15 protein-coding genes, 3 tRNA genes and 1 pseudogene are annotated in these 22023 nt (G+C 57.6%); 5 read left to right on the top strand and 14 right to left on the bottom strand.

Features of this window, described 5'->3' with window-relative positions:
- Window positions 1-56 precede the first annotated feature (56 nt).
- The 9 genes from hflC to nnr form a co-directional block, all read right to left on the bottom strand.
- Window positions 57-1061, bottom strand: a complete 1005-nt coding sequence (hflC, locus tag SCU88_RS02410; protein ID WP_138095461.1) for a protease modulator HflC — start codon at window positions 1059-1061, stop codon at window positions 57-59.
- Window positions 1062-1063: 2 nt separating this feature from the next.
- On the bottom strand, window positions 1064-2314 hold the full coding sequence (hflK, locus tag SCU88_RS02405; RefSeq protein WP_138095460.1) for an FtsH protease activity modulator HflK: 1251 nt from the start codon (window positions 2312-2314) through the stop codon (window positions 1064-1066).
- Window positions 2315-2409: 95 nt separating this feature from the next.
- A complete protein-coding gene (hflX, locus tag SCU88_RS02400) occupies window positions 2410-3690 on the bottom strand; it encodes a ribosome rescue GTPase HflX (RefSeq protein WP_138095459.1) in 1281 nt (426 codons plus the stop codon).
- A gap of 76 nt (window positions 3691-3766) precedes the next feature.
- A complete protein-coding gene (gene hfq / locus SCU88_RS02395) occupies window positions 3767-4081 on the bottom strand; it encodes an RNA chaperone Hfq (protein ID WP_138095458.1) in 315 nt (104 codons plus the stop codon).
- Between the two features lie 114 nt (window positions 4082-4195).
- A complete protein-coding gene (gene miaA, locus SCU88_RS02390; protein WP_138095457.1) occupies window positions 4196-5137 on the bottom strand; it encodes a tRNA (adenosine(37)-N6)-dimethylallyltransferase MiaA in 942 nt (313 codons plus the stop codon).
- Window positions 5130-7022, bottom strand: a complete 1893-nt coding sequence (gene mutL, locus SCU88_RS02385; protein ID WP_175341565.1) for a DNA mismatch repair endonuclease MutL — start codon at window positions 7020-7022, stop codon at window positions 5130-5132. The genes miaA and mutL overlap by 8 nt, the downstream gene beginning before the upstream one ends.
- 9 nt (window positions 7023-7031) lie before the next feature.
- Window positions 7032-8384: an N-acetylmuramoyl-L-alanine amidase AmiB gene (amiB, locus tag SCU88_RS02380; RefSeq protein ID WP_175341566.1), complete on the bottom strand. Its 1353-nt coding sequence runs from the start codon at window positions 8382-8384 to the stop codon at window positions 7032-7034.
- 12 nt (window positions 8385-8396) lie between these two features.
- Window positions 8397-8855: a tRNA (adenosine(37)-N6)-threonylcarbamoyltransferase complex ATPase subunit type 1 TsaE gene (gene tsaE / locus SCU88_RS02375; RefSeq protein ID WP_138095454.1), complete on the bottom strand. Its 459-nt coding sequence runs from the start codon at window positions 8853-8855 to the stop codon at window positions 8397-8399.
- Between the two features lie 7 nt (window positions 8856-8862).
- The gene (nnr, locus tag SCU88_RS02370; RefSeq protein WP_175341567.1) at window positions 8863-10377 is read right to left on the bottom strand and encodes a bifunctional ADP-dependent NAD(P)H-hydrate dehydratase/NAD(P)H-hydrate epimerase; all 1515 of its coding nucleotides are present in this window, start codon (window positions 10375-10377) and stop codon (window positions 8863-8865) included.
- Between nnr and queG the strand changes: the two genes are divergently transcribed.
- On the top strand, window positions 10376-11518 hold the full coding sequence (queG, locus tag SCU88_RS02365) for a tRNA epoxyqueuosine(34) reductase QueG (protein ID WP_175341568.1): 1143 nt from the start codon (window positions 10376-10378) through the stop codon (window positions 11516-11518). The genes nnr and queG overlap by 2 nt on opposite strands.
- Before the next feature lie 265 nt (window positions 11519-11783).
- Here the strand turns inward: queG and SCU88_RS02360 are convergent.
- A tRNA-Gly gene (locus SCU88_RS02360) sits at window positions 11784-11859 on the bottom strand.
- A gap of 761 nt (window positions 11860-12620) precedes the next feature.
- Here SCU88_RS02360 and SCU88_RS02355 point away from each other — a divergent pair.
- Window positions 12621-13322 carry a DUF3053 domain-containing protein gene (locus SCU88_RS02355; protein WP_138095451.1) on the top strand — a complete coding sequence of 234 codons (702 nt, stop codon included), beginning with the start codon at window positions 12621-12623 and terminating at the stop codon, window positions 13320-13322.
- A 167-nt stretch (window positions 13323-13489) separates the two neighbouring features.
- On the opposite strand, the gene SCU88_RS02350 is transcribed toward SCU88_RS02355, so the two are convergent.
- From SCU88_RS02350 to orn, 3 genes are all read right to left on the bottom strand, one after another.
- Window positions 13490-13565 (bottom strand) — tRNA-Gly (locus tag SCU88_RS02350).
- 33 nt (window positions 13566-13598) lie between these two features.
- Window positions 13599-13674 (bottom strand) — tRNA-Gly (locus SCU88_RS02345).
- Window positions 13675-13836: 162 nt separating this feature from the next.
- Window positions 13837-14382, bottom strand: coding sequence for an oligoribonuclease (orn, locus tag SCU88_RS02340; RefSeq protein WP_138095450.1), 546 nt, complete (start codon window positions 14380-14382; stop codon window positions 13837-13839).
- A gap of 112 nt (window positions 14383-14494) precedes the next feature.
- Between orn and rsgA the strand changes: the two genes are divergently transcribed.
- From rsgA to mscM, 3 genes and pseudogenes are all read left to right on the top strand, one after another.
- Window positions 14495-15544, top strand: a complete 1050-nt coding sequence (rsgA, locus tag SCU88_RS02335) for a small ribosomal subunit biogenesis GTPase RsgA (RefSeq protein ID WP_175341569.1) — start codon at window positions 14495-14497, stop codon at window positions 15542-15544.
- A 104-nt stretch (window positions 15545-15648) separates the two neighbouring features.
- Window positions 15649-16551, top strand: a pseudogene (gene asd, locus SCU88_RS02330) (archaetidylserine decarboxylase); the annotation flags it as partial.
- A gap of 382 nt (window positions 16552-16933) precedes the next feature.
- Window positions 16934-20260: a miniconductance mechanosensitive channel MscM gene (gene mscM / locus SCU88_RS02325; protein WP_175341571.1), complete on the top strand. Its 3327-nt coding sequence runs from the start codon at window positions 16934-16936 to the stop codon at window positions 20258-20260.
- Between the two features lie 16 nt (window positions 20261-20276).
- Here the strand turns inward: mscM and SCU88_RS02320 are convergent, their stop codons facing one another.
- The gene (locus tag SCU88_RS02320) at window positions 20277-21995 is read right to left on the bottom strand and encodes a sulfatase-like hydrolase/transferase (protein WP_175341572.1); all 1719 of its coding nucleotides are present in this window, start codon (window positions 21993-21995) and stop codon (window positions 20277-20279) included.
- Window positions 21996-22023: the final 28 nt, after the last annotated feature.

Here is a 22023-nt window from a genome sequence, read left to right as displayed (position 1 = left end):
AAAAAAAGAGCCGGAGAAATTCCGGCTCTTTATATCACACTCAGCGAGATGCTGGATTAACGTGAGCTATGGGTCGGCGTCTTCATATAGCGGAAGAAGTCGTTTTCCGGGCTCAGCACCATCACATCCTGGTTAGAGTTAAAGCTGGACTCGTAAGCGCGCAGGCTACGGATAAAGGCATAGAAATCCGGATCCTGACTAAAGGCGTCGGCAAACAGCTTCGCCGCTTCGGCGTCGCCTTCACCGCGCGTCATACGCGCCTGACGTTCGGCCTCCGCAAGTGTGCGGGTAACCTGGTAGTCCGCGGCAGCGCGCAGCTTCTCGGCCTCTTCCTGACCCTGGGAGCGGTGACGACGGGCAACGGCGGCACGCTCGGCGCGCATACGGTTGTAAATCGCCTCGGACACTTCGGTCGGCAGGTTGATCTGCTTGATACGCACATCCACCACTTCGATACCCAGCGCCGCCATACTGTTCGGGTTAATAACCGGCACCTTACCGTCGGTCTCTTTCGCTACGCGCTCCGCCGCTTTGGCAATAGCGTCGTCAGCGGCTGGCGTTTCGACTTCATCTTCAGTACCGGCAGAGCCAGAGTTCAGGGCTTCACGCACTTCAATGGTCAGACGGCCTCGGGAATCGGTAACGATATCCTTCACATCCAGACGACCGATTTCAGAACGCAGACGGTCACTGAATTTACGCTTCAGCAGCACTTCGGCCTGAGAGATATCGCCGCCGCCCGTCGCCAGGTAGTAACGGCTGAAGTCGCTGATACGCCACTTGATGTAAGAGTCGACGATCAGATCTTTCTTCTCTTTGGTCACGAAGCGATCCGCCTGGTTATCCATGGTCTGGATACGGGCGTCCAGGGTCTTTACAGACTCGATAAACGGCACCTTAAAGTGCAGACCCGGCGCATAAACCAGCGGCTTATTCTCGTCGTCGCGCACCACTTTACCAAAGCGCAGCGTAATACCGCGCTCGCCCTCTTTCACCACAAAGATGGAGGCGTAGAGCACGACCAGTACAATCACGATGATTGCAATTAATGACTTCCGCATCGTTATTCACCCCCCCGGCGCTGAGTATCGTTGCGCTGCGCGTTAGCACGGCGCTGGTCCATGATGTCGCCACTGCTGGATGACGATGACTGGCTGGCGCTACTGCTGGACTCCGGCGCAGGCGGCAGACGCAGCAGATCGCTGCTGTCCGAATTTTTGGCCGGTGCTTTAGCGCCGCCCTTCAGCATCTGGTCGAGCGGCAGCACCATCAGGTTGCCTCCCTTATCGTTGACCAGCACTTTCCGGGTATGGCTGAGCACTTTCTCCATGGTTTCAATGTAGAGACGCTCACGTGTGATTTCCGGCGCAGCTTTGTATTCCGGCAGAATTTTAGCAAAGCGAGAGACCTCACCCTGGGCTTCCAGAACGGTCTGGGTCTTATAGGCCCGGGCCTCTTCCAGAATACGCTGAGCGCGACCGTTAGCACGGGGCTGAACTTCGTTAGCGTAAGCTTCTGCTTCACGGATGTACTGCTGCTCGTTTTCACGGGCGGCAATGGCGTCGTCAAACGCGGACTTCACCTCTTCCGGCGGACGTGCGGCCTGGAAGTTCACGTCCAGCAGCGTAATCCCCATATTGTAGGGCTTAATAGTCTCTTCCAGCTCGCGCTGGGTATCGCTACGGATAACGGTACGCCCTTCGGTGAGGATGCGATCCATGGTGTACTTACCGATGACGCCGCGCAGCGCGCTGTCGGTTGCCTGGCGCAGACTGTCGTCGGCGCTGGTCACAGCGTACAGATATTGTTCGGGATCGGTCACGCGGTACTGCACGTTCATTTCCACGCGCACCACGTTTTCATCAGAGGTCAGCATCACGCCGGATGCGGCCAGTTCCCGCACCGATTCCACGTTTACCGCTCTGACGTTATCAATAAAGGTAGGTTTCCAGTTCAGACCCGGCTCAACCAAATGACTGAACTTGCCGAAACGCGTCACGACGCCGCGCTCCGCTTCTTTGATGGTATAGAAACCGCTGGCCGCCCAGATAATCACCGCCGCTACCGCGACAATGCCGACTACCTTACCGCCCATATGACCGCGCGGACCTTGTCCGGTACCGCCGCCTTTGTTGCCGCCGCCAAAGCCGCCAAGCTTTTTGCTCAGCTTGCGGAAGATATCATCCAGATCGGGAGGCCCCTGATCGCGGCCCCCTTTATTTCCCCCAGAATTTCCCCCAGAGTCGCCGCCAGGTTTGCTGCTTCCCCACGGGTCGCGGTCCTGTCCGTTATTACCGGGCTGATTCCACGCCATGTATGTGCTCCATATTTGTTGTGCGGTGATATACCCTTCATTCAACATTCCGGGTATTCCCCTCTCAGGGGAAAGTCTTCAGGCCAGCTCGACGATTAAACCAGATAATCCACCAGTGCCGGTTCCTGCTTACAGAGGCGACGCCATTCCACCACGGGCAAACGAATCTCCAGCCCGACGCTGCCGTCCTCCTCCATCCACTCTTTTTCTATCGCCTGAAGCTGATAAAACCGGCTTCGCAGACGCCCCTCGCGCGGAGGAAGCCGCAGGGTATGCTGCGCGATCTCCCCGGAAAGCCGCTCCGTCAGAGCCTGGAAAAGCAGTGGTAAACCGTCACCAGTCTGCGCTGAAAGCCAGACCCGTACCGGTACATTCTCTTCATCGCGATCGATACGCGGCTCAAAACCATCCAGCATATCGATCTTGTTCATCACCAGTAGCGTCGGCAGTTCCCTGGCATCAATTTCCTCAAGAACCGACTCTACGGCTTCAATGTTCTCCTGCACCCGGTGATCCGCAGCGTCAATAACGTGCAGCAGCAGCGTTGCCTGACGGGTCTCCTGCAGCGTCGCCTTAAACGCGGCGACCAGGTCGTGGGGCAGGTGGCGGATAAAACCTACGGTGTCCGCCAGCACCGTTTCACCTACGTCCGCCACGTCGATACGACGCAACGTGGGGTCCAGCGTGGCAAACAGCTGATCTGCTGCATAGACGCCGGACTCGGTGACCCGGTTAAACAGCGTGGATTTACCTGCGTTGGTATAGCCGACCAAAGAAACGGTAGGCACATCGGCACGGGTACGGGCGCGTCGGCCCTGCTCACGCTGCTTCTCAACTTTTTCCAGCCGCGAGAGGATCTGGCTAATGCGGTTGCGCAGCAGACGGCGGTCCGTCTCAAGCTGGGTCTCCCCCGGTCCACGCAGACCAATCCCCCCTTTCTGGCGCTCAAGGTGGGTCCAACCCCGAACCAGTCGCGTCGCCAGGTGGCGCAGCTGCGCCAGTTCAACCTGCAGCTTACCCTCATGTGTACGGGCACGCTGGGCAAAAATATCCAGAATCAGTCCGGTGCGGTCGATAACCCGACATTCGCACAGGCGCTCAAGATTACGTTCCTGAGCGGGGGTTAACGCATGGTCAAAGAGCACGACTGATGCCCCAGTGGCTTTAACTGCGTCGGCAATTTCAGTTGCCTTGCCCTCACCAACAAAATACTTCGGGTGCGGCGCCTTTCGGGTACCGGTCACCACCTGCAAAGCCTCGACACCGGCGGAAGAAACCAGGGCTTCAAACTCCTGGAGATCCTCCATGTCTTTGTCTTGCGAAAAATAGATGTGTACCAGTACCGCCTGCTCACCGGCATCATAACGGTCAAACAAGCGTATAACCTCTCAAAAAGACCAGCGGGGAACGCAGATAACCTGGTTCCCCGGCATGGGATTACAGCCCGCCACCTTATTCAGTTGCGTCGCTGTCCTGCTGCCCGGCGGAACCCGCCTGCGCGTTATTGCTGTTGCCATGGTGATAGTTGCTGGAACCGCCGCCGGCATTGTTGCTGTGATGAGATACCGGACGTGACGGAACAACAGTAGAAATCGCGTGCTTATAGACCATCTGGCTGACCGTGTTTTTCAACAGGATCACAAACTGATCAAAAGACTCAATCTGACCTTGCAGCTTAATACCATTCACCAAATAAATAGAAACCGGAACACGTTCCCGACGCAGCGCGTTCAGAAACGGGTCTTGCAAAGATTGCCCCTTAGCCATTCTATCTTTTCCTTATAGCTTGTTGTTTGTACTCATGAACCCTTGGGCTCTGAAAAAACTGTCTAAAAAATTTGCACACACACGAGTCGCCATAATTGTACACGTTCAATACGCTCACGCACCAACTACCTGCAACACTCGCTGCAGAGATTGCCGGGGATGGTCGCTATCCAGCCATTCCACCCCTTCCCAACCCCTCAGCCAGGTCATCTGACGTTTAGCCAGTTGCCTCGTGGCGCAAACACCGCGATAAACCATCTCATCGTAAGCGATCTCGCCGGTCAAATATGACCACATCTGGCGGTATCCCACACAACGAACGGAAGGCATATCCGTATGCAAGTCTCCGCGGGCAAAAAGTGCCCGAACTTCTGCTTCAAAACCTGAAGCCAACATCTGATGAAAACGCTGCTCGATTCGCTGATGGAGCAGTTCACGGCTCGCCGGGGCGATAGCGAACTGATGCACCTGATACGGTAGAGCGTCTCCGGAAGTTTGCGTCAACTCCGTTAAAGTTTTACCCGAAATGAAAAAAACTTCCAGTGCCCGGGAAAGTCTTTGCGGATCATTCGGATGGATTCGCTGCGCCGCCACCGGATCAATAGCTTCAAGCTCCCGGTGTAGTGCGCCCCATCCCTGCTCTGCCGCCTGTTGTTCGATTCGCGCACGCACCACGGGATCCGCGGAAGGCAGTGGCGAAAGTCCTTCGAGTAATGCCTTGAAATAGAGCATGGTACCGCCAACCAGTAGCGGAATACGGCCAGATGCCGTAATTTCTGCCATCTGTTCCAGCGCGCTTCGGCGAAAATCCGCCGCCGACCAGCTTTCGGCAGGATCCAGAATATCCAGCAGACGGTGCGGCGCCTGGGCCAGTTCGTCGGCCCCCGGCTTCGCAGTCCCCACATCCATACCCCGGTAAATCAAAGCGGAATCCACGCTAATCAACTCTACCGGTAGCAGAGTGCGCAGCTTAATCGCCAGCGCCGTCTTGCCAGAGGCGGTGGGTCCCATCAAAAAAATCGCCTTCGGCAGGCCAGCCTTACTTTCGTTACTCATGCTTCAGGGCATTCATCGCCGGATGTAGATCTACGGGTTGCAACAGGCCACCAGGCGGTGATTTCACCAGTTGCGGACAGAGGCGTTCCAGAGAGGCCAGCAGCGTTATCGCCTGCGCCTGGCTCCACTCGACTTGCTCGCTCGCTAAATGGCGGGCCAGCCAGTGGGCTATATGGGAAGCCTCGCACTCTGTCTGCTGCGCCAGGTAGCCTATCAGTTCAGGAATCAAGATTTGTAAATTTTGTTGTCGTAAGGGTAAAGGCACCGCGCGGAGCGTCACATGCCGCGCATCGATGGCGAATTCTACGCCTGTTTCCGCCAGCAGCGCCTGGTACCGGCTCAGAGTATCACGCTCTGGGGCCTGAAGCTGCAGGCGTACCGGAATCAGCAGCGGCTGCGGGCGTAGTCTTTCGCTGCCAGGTGACAGCTGTGCCTGACGCAGCCAGCGTTCCGCTACCGGCAACGCCAGTAATGTCAGCGCCCCGTCGCGCTCCAGTAGCGCCAGCTCGTTCTGCATCACCGCCAGCACCCGGCCAAAACTCTGGCTGTGGGCTGATAACGCAGCCTCACCCGATGCCGGAGCAGGCGCGGACGCCGCCTCTTCTTCCTGAGGCGTATCCAGTAGTTGGCGATACAGCGCCCCCTGCCGTTTCTGATAGCCCGGCGCGGCATGGGGCCAGTCGCCCGCGCCCTGGCCGCTCCCACCCGCCGAACCACTGCCGCGCCGCGTTTCAGATGTCGAAGAAGTGGTCGATGCGCTATAGCGCGGCTCCGGCTCCCGGGCCGGACGTGAAAAATGGTTTTCACCGGCAGCAGCCCGGTTTTCCGGCTGCCAGCGCGGCGATGTCGCCTCGCCGTTCTCTTCCAGCGGCAGCGCGCTTTCCGTTTGCTGATGCAGGACGCTCAGCACGCCCTGGTAGATAAAATCGTGCACCAGTCGCGACTGATGGAACCGCACCTCATGCTTGGCGGGATGGACGTTAACGTCCACCTGGTGGGGATCCACCTCCAGATAGAGCACGTAAGCGGGCTGCCCGGCGTCACCGCGCCCCTCTTCACAGGCCTGGCGAATGGCATGGTTAATCAGGCGATCGCGCATCATGCGCCCGTTAACATAGCAGTACTGAATTTCAGCGAAAGAAGCGTCAGAGCCGCGGGGTTCCGCCACCCAACCGCGCAGCGCCAAATCACCATGCTGCCACTCAATAGCCAGCGCGTGTTCCATAAAGGCAGTGCCGCAAATCGCCCCCAGCCGCCGCTCGCGCTGGCCGCCTTCCGGCACCGCACGATACTGGCGCACCAGCTTGCCGTTATGGGTCAGGTTGATGGCGACATCGAAGCGTGCCAGCGCAATGCGCCGCACCACTTCGTCGATATGACCGAATTCGGTCTTTTCGGTACGCAGAAATTTGCGGCGCGCCGGAGTGTTGTAGAACAGATCCAGCACTTCCAGCGTGGTTCCCGTGGGGTGGGCCGCCGGTTTTACCGTCACCGCCATCTCGCGCCCTTCGGCATAGGCCTGCCACGCTTCCTGCTGGGCTTCGGTGCGGGAGGTGAGCGTCAGCCGGGAGACCGAACTGATACTGGCCAGCGCCTCGCCGCGAAAGCCAAGGCTGATGATCGCCTCCAGGTCGTCGAGCGTGGCAATCTTACTGGTGGCATGACGCGCCAGAGCCAGCGACAACTCTTCTTTATTGATGCCGCAGCCGTTATCGCGGATGCGAATAAGTTTGGCGCCGCCGCGCTCGATATCGATATCGATACGGGTCGCGCCGGCATCGAGGCTATTTTCCACCAGCTCCTTAACCACCGACGCCGGCCGTTCCACTACCTCCCCTGCGGCGATCTGGTTCGCCAGCTGCGGGGGTAAGATCTGAATCGGCATACTCTCTCCTTAGTTAGTCGCGGTGGTACGTTCTCCCGCCCCTTCCGCATTGGCCAGCTGCGGCTGGGCCGGGTCCGGTGCGTTTTGCAACGGATGCGCCTGGAAGTAATCGCGCAGCCCCTGATAGATGGCGTTAGCGATCTGCTGCTGGTAGCTGTGGCTTCCTAACAAACGCTCTTCGCTGCTGTTGCTGATAAAACCGGTTTCAACCAGCAACGAAGGGATATCCGGCGCCCTTAGCACGCCCAGACTGGCATGCTGGGGGCGAAGCTTATGGATCTGCCCCACGCCATCCAGTCGTGACAGAACGCTGCGCGCCACATCATAGCCAACACGCTGCGAATGGCCGAACTGCAAGTCGAGCACCGCCTGGCTGAGATAAGGATCCGCCTGGCTGTTTGCCAGTACATCGCCCGCGCCGCCCAGCAGCTCGGACTGTTTCTCGTGCTGCTCCAGCCAGCTAGCCATTTCGCTGTTAGCGCGGCGGTTAGAGAGCACCCATATCGAAGCGCCCCTGGCCTGGCGATTTGGCGCGGCATCGGCGTGAATGGAAACCAGCAGATTAGCGTTATGGCGACGCGCCACATCGGAACGCCCCATCACCGAAATAAAGTAGTCACCGTCGCGGGTCAGAACCCCTTTAAACTGCGGATCGCTGTTCAGCAGGCTTTTCAGCTTACGGGCGATAGCAATAGTGACGTTTTTCTCCCGGGTGCCGCTCTGACCGATGGCTCCCGGATCCTGACCGCCGTGACCGGCATCGATGGCGATAATAATCGGCCCGCTGGTCGCACCGGTGTTGCGCGCCTTCGCCGGGCGGAGCGGTCGGTTATCACTCACGACGGTCGTAGCGCTGTTGCTATCTGCCCGGAAGGGATTTTTCGCAGGCTGAGTAGGTGCCTGCGTCGCTACCGGCGTGGGCGCTGGTGCCGGGGCAGGCTGGCGCTGGGCCACAACCGGGGCCGGAGCAGGCTTCGGCTTATCCGCGTCAATGGTAAAGACCAGGGTATAGCTGGCACCGCTGTTATGCTTTTCAACCCGCGGCTTGCCATCGCGGGTGAGATCCACCAGCAGACGCAGCATCTGGCTGTTTTCCGGTGTACCGGATCGAATACGCTGCACCAGGTTCTGCCCGCTAAAATTGAGCGGTAACCCCTGAATAATGCCGGTCTGGCGGATATCCAGCACCAGCGTGCGGCTCCCCTGGCGGGACCAGGTATACTCGGGGTCCCCCATGAAGCTAAAGGTAATACGAGCCTGGTCATCCTTGTTGGAGACCTGAATATCAGACAGACTCGCCGCCTGAAGCGGTGCGCACAGCACCACCAGTGCAGCTAACAGCCAACCTTTAACGCGCCACATAGTTAATCCCTGTTAAGCCAGACGAGCCAACAGCGCCTCTCCCGCGGGTGATACGGCACGGATTTCCGCTTCCCGCCCCTGCGCCTGGTAGCTCAGATAAATTTCTAAATCCGGTTCAGGCAGCACGCCTGCGCCCTGCTGCGGCCACTCCACCAGGCAGATAGCATCCCGGGTGAAATAGTCGCGAATCCCCATGAACTCCAGCTCTTCAGGATCCGCAAGACGATATAAATCAAAGTGATAAATTCGCTTATCCCCCAGCTCATAAGGTTCAACCAGGGTATAGGTCGGGCTTTTCACGTTGCCCTGATGGCCCAGCCCCTGAAGGAAACCACGGCTGAAAGTCGTTTTCCCGGCGCCCAAATCGCCATACAGCCAGAGGGTGGTCATTCCCTGAGTGGCCAGGGCAATACGTTGCCCCAGCGCCAGCGTGGCGGGTTCGTCGGGTAAAGGCGTTACAAGGTTCGTCATGATTCAGTTACTTCACATCCGGGTTAACAAAACGATAAAGCACAGTAAACAGATCGCTGGCCAGCATACCGCGCTGGCCATAGCGGAGGGCCAGTTCATCGGCTGCCGCACCGTGCGCGACGCAACCAGCACACAGCGCCTGCCAGAACGGGAGCTTTTGAGCCAGCAGGGCGGCGATAATGCCGGTCAGGACATCTCCCATACCGCCGCTTGCCATGCCGGGATTCCCGGCATCGATAATGCCAGCCAGCCCCTGTTCATCCGCCACCACGCTACCGGCCCCCTTCAGCACTACGCCGCCGCCATACCTTTTTACCAGAGCTTGCGCGGCAAGTAAGCGATCGCTTTCAACTTGTGTCACGCTACTGTTGAGCAGGCGCGCGGCTTCGCCGGGGTGCGGTGTTATAATGCGATTCTGACGTTTATCGGGATTGATTGCCAGCAGGTTAAGCGCATCCGCGTCCCAGACCATCGGTCCCCGGAAGTTTTCCACCTTTTGCAGCGCCTGTTTCCCCCAGTTACCCTGCCCCAGCCCCGGGCCTATCGCCACCACATCGGCCCACTCCAGGCTCTGACTCAGTCTTTCCGGTGTCAGTTCATGCACCATGAGCTCCGGACGGGCGCTAAGCAGCGGCGCGATATTCTCTTTGTGAGTAAGCACTCGCACAAGGCCCGCGCCAGCCCGCAGCGCGGCCTCGCCGGTCATACGAATGGCACCGGCAGTCCCCCGATCGCCGCCAATCACCACCAGGCGCCCGTTATCCCCCTTATGGGCGGTTGCGCGGCGCGGCTTCAGCCACTGGGCCAGTTGGGAGGCATCGTAGCGCATGATGGGCGCGCGCCGGGCGTTAAGCCAGGGCTCCAGTCCCAGCGCATGGTGGTGAATCTGGCCGGTGAAATCGCGGCCGCGACCGGTAAGCAGGCCGGGCTTCAGGGCAATAAAGGTGACGGTATGGTCGGCAGAAACGACAGCCCCTGGGGCCGCGCCGGTTTGCGCACTCAGGCCCGAAGGCACATCCAGCGCCACCACCGGTGCCGGATGCTGGTTGATATGGTCAATCAGCCGGGCCACCGGTGCCCGGGGCGCGGCATTCAGCCCGGTTCCCAGCAGACCATCAATAATCAGATCGACGCCCTGCGGCCAGGGCGCTCCGGCGCTATGAATGGTTCCACCGGCATCGAGCCAGGCGGCCCGGGCACTCTCTGCCTCTTCCGGCAGCGGCTTGTCGCTCTCCAGGGCCAGCAACGTTACGCTAATACCCGCGCCCTGAGCCAGACGCGCCACCACATAGCCATCGCCGCCGTTATTGCCATGACCGCAAAGCACCAGCCAGTGGCTGCTGTCAGAATAGTGAGTACTCGCAATACGAAATGCGGCCTCGCCGGCGCGCTGCATTAATTCGTACAGCGTCAGCCCCAGCGCATCTGCCGCCTCTTTTTCCGCTCCGCGCAGCCAGTCTGCAGGCCAGACCTCATGTGGTATGATACTGACGTCGTTGTTCTTCAGGTTATGGTCCATCATGTCACAGCCCCTCGATCTCAATCAGTTAGCGCAAGATATCAAACAGTGGGGCAAAGCGCTCGGCTTCCAGCATGTCGGTATTACCGACACCGATCTTTCCGCCAGTGAACCGGCGCTCCAGGCGTGGCTGGATAAGCAGTACCACGGTGAGATGGAATGGATGGCCCGCCATGGCATGATGCGCGCACGCCCCCACGAACTGCTGCCCGGCACCCTGCGGGTTATCAGCGTCCGTATGAACTATCTGCCTGCCAAAGCAGGTTTCGCCAGCACGCTGAAGAATCCCAGCCTGGGCTACGTCAGCCGTTACGCGCTGGGACGCGATTATCATAAATTATTGCGCAACCGACTTAAAAAGCTGGGCGAGACAATTCGCGGCCACTGCACCTCCCTGAATTTTAGACCCTTTGTTGACTCAGCGCCGCTGCTGGAGCGACCACTGGCCGAAAAAGCCGGGCTTGGCTGGACAGGTAAGCACTCACTTATCCTCAGCCGCGATGCCGGCTCCTTCTTCTTTCTGGGTGAACTACTGATCGATCTTCCCTTGCCCATCGATCGGCCGGTAAAGGAAGAGTGCGGGCGCTGCGTGGCCTGTATCACTACCTGCCCCACCGGCGCCATCGTGGAGCCATACGTGGTGGATGCCCGTCGCTGTATCTCTTACCTGACCATCGAACTGGAAGGCGCTATCCCTGAAGAGTTTCGTCCGCTCATGGGCAACCGCATTTATGGCTGCGATGACTGCCAGTTAATCTGCCCCTGGAACCGTTTTTCGCACCTGACTGACGAAACAGACTTTAGCCCCCGCCAGGCGCTGCACGCCCCACAGCTCGTTGAACTCTTCGCCTGGAGCGAAGAGAAGTTCCTGAAGGTAACCGAAGGTTCCGCTATTCGACGCATTGGTCATCTGCGCTGGCTGCGCAATATCGCCGTGGCGTTAGGGAATGCCCCCTGGGATCCGGACTGTCTGGCGGCGTTGCAGCAACGCCAGGGGGAACATCCGCTACTGGATGAGCATATCGACTGGGCCATTGCCCGCCAGCTTGAGAAACGCAGCGCCGATGCGGTAGAAGTACGGCCAGCCAAACAGCAGCAGCGCCTGGTCAGAGCCATTGAAAAAGGGCTGCCGCGCGACGCCTGATCCCCTTCCCTGAACTGTGCATAAAAAATAAAACCCGTTGCCATTCAATGAAGAAAAAATGGTCAAGTGATCTGGTTAACAGTTCGAAATGAAAAAAATGCGTTAAAAAAGAAGTGATTACAGAAATTATGTAAAAGAAATTCTCCAGCGCTGAAAACAAGCCGGATAAGAGGGGTTGTGGATAACTCTGTTCACAAAAGTGTGAAACACGGAAAACAGGAGCTCTTTTCAGGAGCGCCTGAACAAACAAAAGTGCTGTAAAATCTGGAGCGGGAAACGAGACTCGAACTCGCGACCCCAACCTTGGCAAGGTTGTGCTCTACCAACTGAGCTATTCCCGCATATGCTTTTGAGTACAACTCAAAACACATTGAATCTGAACTGGCTGCAGTCTCATGACTGCGATTTGCGATGGCGGAAGATTCTAAAAATCTAACTTACTGATTATTAACATCTTTCCTGGCCTTACCCTCAAGGCGTGGACGCAATTTTGGCGCCGTTTGGGTTCAGAGTCAAGCCTTGTGTTTAAAAAAATCATCACCGCTTTCCGATAAGGCCTGAAAGCGCGATTCTCCCCGAATGACGGGGTCCGCAGCCTGATAGTCACGCTGGCCCGCGCCCACAAAACGCAGAAACAGAACCCGCCAGTCGCGCAGAAAAAAGCGTAGACGAAAATCTGAAAATTGCTGAATAAAAAGAATGATGAAAACCGAAAACGCATTCAGAAAGATAGCATACAGGTTATATCCCCCGTGACGAGCACTACCCGTAAGTGGATAACGACCACTAACAGTCCAAAGCCATAGAGCTCACCTTAAAAAACGCCTTAATATGACACAAGTCCGGTGAAGGAAAAGTAAGCAGGCAGAATTTAAAACGAAGTTATCAGGATGCATACAAGTAAAACGTTCATATTGCCAGCTGATACGGACCGTTTTCCCTTTCCTTATACAAATTTCTGAACGAAACGGGATAACGCCACTACACTGTTAATTATAATTTAATATCAAGCTGTTAACATGTAACAAAAAAGAGGTTTGTTCTACCGTAAACGCTAAGTTTGCTACGGACTTACTCGTCTATTTCTGGAGACCGACAAAATATGAAATTTTCGTTTCGCCCACACTGGCTGCTCCTGTGCGTGCTGTCATTCCTTCTCATCGCCTGCGGTAATGATGAACCTGAACAACGCGCCGCGTTCACCCAGTTCCTGCAAACCCGTATCATTGACAAACCAGGTCTCCACATCCCCAAATTAACCCCGGAAGAGTCGAAATCATTTGGTGAATATGCAGACCATTACGCGGTCATCACTGACTTCAACAGCGCGTTAGATTCCAGCATGAAATCTATTGATACACTGCTTCAGAAGGGAGCGATACGCTCACTGAACGATCTGATATCACGCCGCGACGACATCCAGGCTGCACAACAAAACATCAGTGAAATGAGCGAACAGGTTAAACAAATACAGGCTAAAGCCGATAGCGCCCATCAACAGCTCAAACAACCGGAAGATTTAAAAGCTGTCTACGACAAAGCCTATGACAGGACCGTCAGCATTCCCGCCAACACCCTGATTGAGATACTGCCGCAAATCACCAACGCGCTGAACAGCAGCCTGAAAGTCGCTGATTACATCAGCGCCCACAAAGCCCAAATCGAAATCAGCGGTTCAATGGCGAGAGTTCAGGATCCGAAAGTACAGGCAGAGCTAAACGAACATCTGCAGGATCTGAATAGCCATGGCAAAACGATGATGCAGGCTTATGCGCGGATACAGACCTTAATAACCGGTCGCTAATCCTCTTGCACAGGGTCACCGCCGGATACCACATACAGAATAAATGGCGGTGACAGACTGTCTGCAGATCCTGTCAGGGGTAATCATGATGATAAAAAATGGGATGCTGGAACAGCATAGTCTGGTACGACGATGAGTTTGGAAGAACGAGGGACGATAAGAAAATCTGGAGCGGGAAACGAGACTCGAACTCGCGACCCCAACCTTGGCAAGGTTGTGCTCTACCAACTGAGCTATTCCCGCATTTAGAGATGTGCTGCCCAAAGGGCTAAAATTTGGAGCGGGAAACGAGACTCGAACTCGCGACCCCAACCTTGGCAAGGTTGTGCTCTACCAACTGAGCTATTCCCGCTCTGCGTAGCTACGCATTTCTGCGTCGTTACGGGAGGCGCATTATACGAGAAATCCGCAACGTCGCAAGCCCTGGAACAAAAAATTTCGCGTTTTTTGTTTGAGTGCCGCTTTCTTCGACGATTTGGCGATTTTCGCGGCACATTTCCAGGATTCTGGCGATTTATAGCTGAATAAAGTGCTCACGATAGTACGCCAGCTCAGCCACGGATTCACGGATATCATCCAGCGCCTGATGGGTATTCTGCTTTTTAAAGCCTGCCAGAATCTCAGGCTTCCAGCGCCGTGCCAGCTCTTTCAGGGTGCTGACATCCAGATAGCGGTAGTGGAAGTACGCTTCCAGTTCCGGCATGTACTTAAACAGAAAGCGACGGTCCTGGCCCACGCTGTTGCCACAAATCGGCGATGTGCCCTGGGGCACCCACTCCTTCAGGAATTCAATGGTGGCCTGTTCGGCGGCACGATCGTCATAGCGGCTCGCCTTAACCCGCTCCACCAGTCCACTGCCGGTATGGGTACGCACGTTCCACTCGTCCATCAGCGCCAGCTGCGCATCGGACTGATGGACCGCAATCACCGGCCCTTCGGCAAGAATATTCAAATTAGCATCGGTCACCAGCGTGGCAATCTCAATGATGCGATCCTGCTCCGGATCAAGCCCCGTCATCTCCAGGTCAATCCAGATCAGATTGTTTTCATTTCCACTCATGCTCTTTTCCACCTGTTTCACGATAGCCCCACCCCATGGGATGGGTTATTTCGTATAAAATAGCGTGTATCATAGAGGTTTTGTTCATCTGGAGCGACCAGGAGCCCGACGATTGAGTAAAAACAAGCTCTCCAAAGGCCAGCAGCGCCGCGTAAAAGCAAACCATCAGCGCCGCCTTAAAAAAACGGAAAGCGTCGATTATGACGACAGCCTGTTTGGCGAACCGGGCGAAGGCCGGGTCATTAGCCGTTTTGGTATGCACGCCGACGTAGAAGCCGGTGACGGTACGGTACACCGCTGTAATATACGTCGAACGATCCGCTCGCTGGTTACCGGAGATCGCGTGGTCTGGCGTCCCGGCAAAGAAGAAGGGCTCGGCACCAGCGTTAATGGTATTGTCGAGGCCGTACACGATCGCACCTCAGTGCTGACCCGCCCGGATTTTTACGACGGCGTAAAGCCCATTGCAGCGAATATCGATCAGATTGTCATCGTCTCGGCTATTCTTCCTGAGCTGTCGCTGAATATTATCGACCGCTATCTGGTGGCCTGCGAAACGCTGAACGTTGAACCGCTGATTGTGCTCAACAAAACCGACCTGCTGGACGATGAAGGAATGGCCTTCGTTGAAGAGCAGATGACGATTTACCGTGATATTGGCTATCAGGTGCTGATGGTCTCCGGCCTGCGGGAAGAAGGTCTGCAAGAACTGGAAGCTGCGCTGACCGGGCGCGTCAGCATTTTCGCCGGGCAGTCCGGCGTGGGGAAATCCAGCCTGCTTAATGCGCTGTTGGGCCTGAAAGAGCAGATCCTGACCAATGACGTTTCCGACGTATCAGGGCTAGGACAGCATACGACGACCGCCGCCCGACTGTATCATTTCCCCCACGGCGGCGATGTGATCGACTCCCCGGGGGTACGTGAATTTGGCCTCTGGCATCTGGAGCCGGAACAAATTACCCACGGTTTTGTCGAATTTCATGCATATTTAGGCAGTTGCAAATATCGCGACTGTAAACACGATACCGACCCTGGCTGTGCGATTCGTGCCGCCGTGGAGCGGGGAGAGATTGCGGAAACCCGCTTTGAGAATTACCACCGAATCCTGGAAAGCATGGCGCAGGTCAAAACCCGCAAAAGCTTTTCCTCAACCGGTGACTGACTTTTAAACCGGGCGCCGCTACAATTCGCCCCCTTTTCTGCAATGCCCGTCCTTCGTCCAGGAGGGCGGGGAAGGACTGACAAATCAGAGGCCTGGAGGCTACTTTGCTGAACGACATCAAGCTTTCGCTTCAATATATTCTGCCCAAACAGTGGCTTACGCGTCTGGCTGGCTGGGGCGCAAGTAAACGCGCTGGCTGGCTAACCAAACTGGTCATCGATCTGTTCGTTAAATATTACAAAGTGGATATGAAAGAGGCGCTGAAGCCGGATACCGCCAGCTACCGCACCTTTAATGACTTCTTCGTCCGCCCGCTGCGGGAAGAGGTACGTCCGCTCGATACCGACCCGGGCGTGCTGGTGATGCCCGCCGATGGCGCTATCAGCCAGTTGGGCGCCATTGAACAGAACAAGCTGCTACAGGCTAAAGGCCACCTCTACACGCTGGATGCCCTGCTGGCAGGTAACACCCAGATGGCGGATCTGTTCCGCGACGGCAGCTTTGTAACAACCTACCTGTCACCGCGTGACTACCATCGCGTGCATATGCCCTGTAACGGCATTCTGCGGGAGATGATCTACGTACCGGGCGATCTGTTCTCGGTAAACCATCTGACCGCGCAAAATGTCCCTAATCTGTTCGCCCGTAACGAACGCGTAATCTGCCTGTTCGATACCGAATTCGGTCCGATGGCTCAGATTCTGGTGGGTGCAACCATCGTCGGCAGTATTGAAACCGTCTGGGCTGGCACCATCACGCCGCCGCGCGAGGGGATTATTAAGCGCTGGAGCTGGCCGGAAGGCGAAAGCGAAGGCAGCGTGGCGTTGCTGAAGGGTCAGGAAATGGGCCGCTTTAAGCTGGGCTCAACGGTCATTAACCTGTTTGCCCCGGGCAAGGTCGAACTACTGGGATCGTTGCGCAGCCTGTCCGCCACGCGTATCGGCCAGCCTCTGGCGCTGTCGGCTGAAGCGGCTAAAGCCGCTGCCGACGCGAAGGCTGCCGAAGAGGCCAAAGCCGCTGCTGACGCTAAGGCCGCCGAAGAAGCCAAAGCTGCCGCTGAGGCAAAGGCCGCCGAAGAGGCTAAAGCCGCTGCCGACGCTAAGGCCGCCGAAGAGGCCAAAGCCGCTGCTGACGCTAAGGCCGCCGAAGAGGCTAAAGCCGCTGCCGACGCGAAGGCTGCCGAAGAGGCTAAAGCCGCTGCCGACGCTAAGGCCGCTGAAGAAGCCAAAGCTGCCGCTGAGGCAAAGGCCACCGAAGAGAACAACCCCACCGCGGGCCGCTCTTCGGCACCAGCACAGGCACCGGCCAGCGCTCAAGATGAGCAGCCGAACGCCTCCGCCAGCGATAAAACCGAACGTTAAGGTTCATCAGGGATAAAGGTAAAGCGACGTGCGCCTGTTGATGATCTTTCTGCTGGCCTTTGGCCTGAGCATGGGGGCGCACGCCGCCACCGCCGTTCCTGACGAAAAGCAGGTTGCCCAGGAGTTGGAGCAGGCCAAAGCGGCCAAAAACCAGCCAGGGCAGACGGAAACCGTCGATGCGCTCCAGTCGGCGTTAAATTCGCTGGAGGAGCGTAAAGAGTCTCTTGAGCGCACCCGCCAGTATCAGCAGGTTATCGACAACCTCCCCACGCTGACCCGAACCCTGCGCCAGCAACTCACCAACCTGACCGATGAAACGCCCGTTATCAGCGAGAACATCTCCACCGATGCGCTGAATCAGGAGATTCTCCAGGTCAGCAGCCAGTTGCTGGAAAAGAGCCGCCAGGCCAGGCTCGAACAGGAGCGCAATCGCGAAATCGCCGATTCTCTGGGTCAGCTCCCTCACCAGCAGACCGAGACCCGCCGTCAACTCAGTGAACTGGAGCGGCGGCTGAATAATCAAACCACGGCCACCACGGCGCTGGGCCAGGCGCAACAGCTGGCCAGTCAGGCAGATGCCGCACGCCTTAAAGCCCGGGTGGATGAACTGGAGTTGGCCCAGCTTTCCGCCAGTAATCGCCAGGAGCTGGCACGGCTGCGCGCCGAACTGGCTCAGAAACAGGCGGGCCAGCTGGATTCCCGACTCCAGGCGCTGCGTAATCACCTGAATGCCCAGCGCCAGCGCGAAGCGGAAAAAGCGCTGGAAAGCACCGAACTGCTGGCGGAAAACAGCGATAACCTGCCGCCGGATATCGTGGCGCAGTTCCGCATTAACCGCGAACTCTCCCAGGCCCTGAATCAGCAGGCACAGCGTATGGATCTGGTCGCCTCCCAGCAGCGCCAGGCGGCGCACCAGACTCTACAGGTGCGTCAGGCGCTGGATACGCTGCGCGAGCAGTCCCAGTGGCTCGGCGCCTCTAACGTGCTAGGTGAAGCGCTGCGCGCCCAGGTGGCGCGGCTGCCGGAGATGCCCAAACCCCAGCAGATGGATACCGAAATGGCGCAGCAGCGGGTACAGCGGTTGCGCTACGAAGACAGGCTCAATAAACAGGGCCAACTGCGTCAGATTCAACAGGCGGATGGCAAGCCGCTCACCGCCGAACAGCAACGTATTCTGAATGCCCAGTTAAAAACCCAGCGCGAACTGCTGAGCTCTCTGCTCCAGGGCAGCGACAGCCTGATTCTGGATCTCACCAGGCTCAAGGTCGCCAATAGCCAGCTGGAAGAAGCGCTGAAGGAGATGAACGAAGCCACCCATCGCTATCTGTTCTGGACCGCCGATGTCAGCCCGATGGGGCTCTCCTGGCCCATCAGCGTGGTGCAGGATCTGCGGCGCCTGATCTCTCTGGATACCCTGAGTCAACTGGGCAAAGCCAGCGCCATGATGCTAACCAGCCGCACTACCCTGCCGCCGTTGTTCTTCGCGCTGGTACTGGTCGCCTTCAGCATCGGCTCCCGCCGCCACTTTACCGCGTTTCTGGAACGATCCAGCGCCCGGGTAGGCAAAGTCACCCAGGATCACTTCTGGCTGACCATGCGCACGGTGTTCTGGTCGATTCTGGTCGCCTCGCCGCTACCGGTACTGTGGGCCACGCTCGGCTATGGACTGCGCGAAGCCTGGCCTTATCCGCTGGCGGTCGCCATCGGTGAAGGGGTGACCGCCACCGTTCCCCTGCTCTGGGTGGTGATGATCTGCGCCACCTTCGCACGTCCCAACGGGCTGTTCGTGGTGCATTTCGGCTGGCCGCGGCTCCAGGTGGGGCGCGCCATGCGTTACTACCTGATGAGCGTCGGCTTTATCGTGCCGCTGATTATGGCGCTGATCATGTTCGATAAGCTCAACGACCGCGAATTTTCCGCCTCGCTGGGGCGTCTGTGCTTCCTGCTGATCTGCGGCGCGCTGGCGATTGTCACCCTGAGCCTGAAACATGCCGGTCTGCCGCTCTATCTGGATAAAGAAGGCAGCGGCAACAATCTGGTCAACCGCGTGCTGTGGGGCATGCTCATCTGCGCCCCGCTGCTGGCGATGATGGCGGCCAGCATCGGTTATCTGGCCACGGCTAAGGCGCTGCTGGCGCGCCTGGAAACCTCGGTGGCTATCTGGTTCTTCCTGCTGGTGATCTACCACATTATCCGGCGCTGGATGCTGATTCAGCGTCGGCGTCTGGCCTTTGACCGCGCCAAACAGCGCCGCGCCGAGATGCTGGCCCAGCGCGCCCGGGGCGAGGAGGAAGCCACTCACCCGCACAGCACCGAAGGCAACCAGGAGATTGAAGAGCCGGTGGTGGATCTGGATACCATCAGCGCCCAGTCGCTGCGGCTGGTACGCTCCGTGCTGATGCTGATTGCGCTGGTGTCGGTGATCCTGCTGTGGTCCGAGATCCACTCCGCCTTCGGTTTCCTGGAGAATATCTCGCTATGGGACGTAACCACCACGATACAGGGGGTCGAGAGCGTCGAGCCCATCACCCTTGGCGCGGTGCTGATCGCCATTCTGATTCTGATTATCACCGCCCAGCTGGTGCGTAATCTTCCGGCACTGCTGGAGCTGGCGCTGTTGCAGCATCTGAGCCTGACGCCGGGCACAGGCTACGCCATCACCACGATCACCAAATATCTTCTGGTGTTGATCGGCGGCCTGGTGGGCTTCTCGATGATCGGCATTGAGTGGTCGAAGCTCCAGTGGCTGGTGGCCGCGCTCGGTGTCGGTCTTGGCTTCGGTTTGCAGCAGATCTTCGCCAACCTGGTCTCAGGTCTGATCATCCTGTTTGAGAAGCCGATCCGCATTGGCGATACCGTAACGATCCGCGAGCTGACCGGCAGCATCACCAGGATCAATATCCGCGCCACCACCATCAGCGACTGGGATCGCAAAGAGATCATCGTCCCTAACCAGGCGTTTATTACCGAACAGTTCGTTAACTGGTCGCTCTCTGACGCGATCACCCGTGTGGTGCTGACGATCCCGGCCCCCACGGAGGCCAATAGCGAAGAAGTCACCGAACTGCTGACCACCGCCGCAAACCGCTGTTCGCTGGTGCTGGAGAACCCGCCGCCGGAGGTTTATCTGGTCGATTTGCAGCAGGGTTTACAGATTTTCGAACTGCGTATCTATGCCGCCGAAATGGGCCACCGTATGCCGCTGCGCCACGAAATTCATCAGTTGATCCTTCAGAGCTTCCGCGAACACGGTATCGATCTTCCTTTCCCGCCGTTCCAGACGCGTCTGGAAACGCTGGGCGGCGGTCAGCGAACCATCTCCTCAGCCGGACGACGCAGCGCAGGGAGCCTGTAAGGCTCCCTGATTTACCCTACTTCGCCGGAATATCGCTCACCACCGGCTCCATGGTTTTGGGATCGAGCGTTATCCAGTGGCCGGTTTTCCGATCCACGCCGGCATACTCGATCGCTTCTCCACGGGCTTTGATCACCATGGTGTCATCAGCAAACTTACGCCAGGCTTCGCTCAGCTTGCGGACTTCATCAGGATGGCTGGCGGCAACATCATGGGTTTCCAGCGGATCCTGGCGCAGGTTGAACAGCCCCCAGGGGGCATCCCCAGCCTCCGGTCCGCGCTTCACCAGGCGCCTTAGCTTCCAGTCGCCGTCTATCCAGGCCACCTGATTATGGAGCTCCACGCCAATCTGCCTGCGTGGCCCCTGCTCCGCTTTCCCTGTCAGATAAGATTTAAAACTGACGCCGACCATCGGCAGCGTAGCCTTATCCTTAATCTGACGCCGGGGATCGATACCCGTCAGGTCATAAAGCGTGGGCGCAACATCATAAACCGCCATCGGGGTATGGCTGACGCTCCCCTGCCTGGCGATCTGCGGTGCGGCGATAATAAAATCGGTATTGATACCGCCCTGACCGCTACTGGTCTTATGGAAGCGGGCATAAGGCGCATTACTGACGTTCGCCCAGTGTGGGCCATAAGAGACAAAAGAGCCTCTGCGCCCGATATTGTCATAGCTGTTGTCGAACTGCTTCCAGTATTCCGGTTTAGAGCCGTAGTGGAAGCCGGGCGCCGCATTGGCGCCGTTATCGGTCAGGAACACCACAATGGTGTTTTTGTCGCGCCCGGTTTGCTTTAACGTCTCCATCACCTTGCCAATCTGGGCATCCATATTGGCGATCATCGCCGCATAAACCTGCATCACCTTCGCGGTATAGCGCTGCTGTTCTTTGGTCAGGCTGTCCCATTCTTTGTCGAGCTCAAGATCCGGCAGCGGCGTCTGATCGTTAATTATGCCAAGCTGTTTCAGTCGGGCGAGACGCTGACGGTATACCGGCGCATAGCCCTCTTCATACTGGCCCTTAAACTTCGCGATCCACTCATCCGGCGCCTGTAGGGGGTCGTGGGGCGCAGTAAAGGCCAGATAACCGAAGAAAGGCTGGTCGCGCGGCGTCTCTTTAATCCAGCGGCTCATCTGCCGCGCATAGGATTCACTCGAATAGAAGTCCGACGCCAGCGCGATACGCTTGCCATCCAGGGTATACCAGGTATGGAACTCTTCACCAGTGCCTAGCGGCATAGCGTCGCTATAGTGGCTGGCGCCACCGCCCATTAGTGCAAAAGCGTGGTCGAAGCCGCGATCGGTCGGCATAGTGCCCGGCAGGTGTCCAAGATGCCACTTACCCGTCATCAACGTGGCGTAACCGGCATCCTGAAAACGTTCCGCCATAGTGGTCACCCGTGGGGTCAGGTGTAGCTCATAGCCATCTTTCCCCATGGTATTTTGGTACCACCACATTCCCCCCATACCCGCCTGCTGATTGGTGTTTCCGGTCATCAGCATCGAGCGGGCCGGGGCCGACATCGGCGAGGTGTAGTACTGACTCATCCGCAGCCCCTGTTCGGCCAGGTGCTGCAGATTAGGGGTAGGGATCTCTCCGCCGAAGGGGCTGATATCGGAATACCCCATATCATCGGCGACAATCAACAACACGTTAGGGCGTGCCGGAGCGGCTCCCTGGGCGCTGCCAACCATCAGGCCGCCAAGCGCCAGTGCGACTGCTGTCTTTCTCACTGATTTCTCCCATGTCACTGTCAGGATG

Origin of the sequence: Jejuibacter sp. L23 (genome assembly GCF_050815825.1) — a bacterium.
GTDB lineage: Bacteria > Pseudomonadota > Gammaproteobacteria > Enterobacterales > Enterobacteriaceae > Jejubacter > Jejubacter calystegiae.
This window is presented reverse-complemented; position numbering and strand designations above follow the sequence as displayed.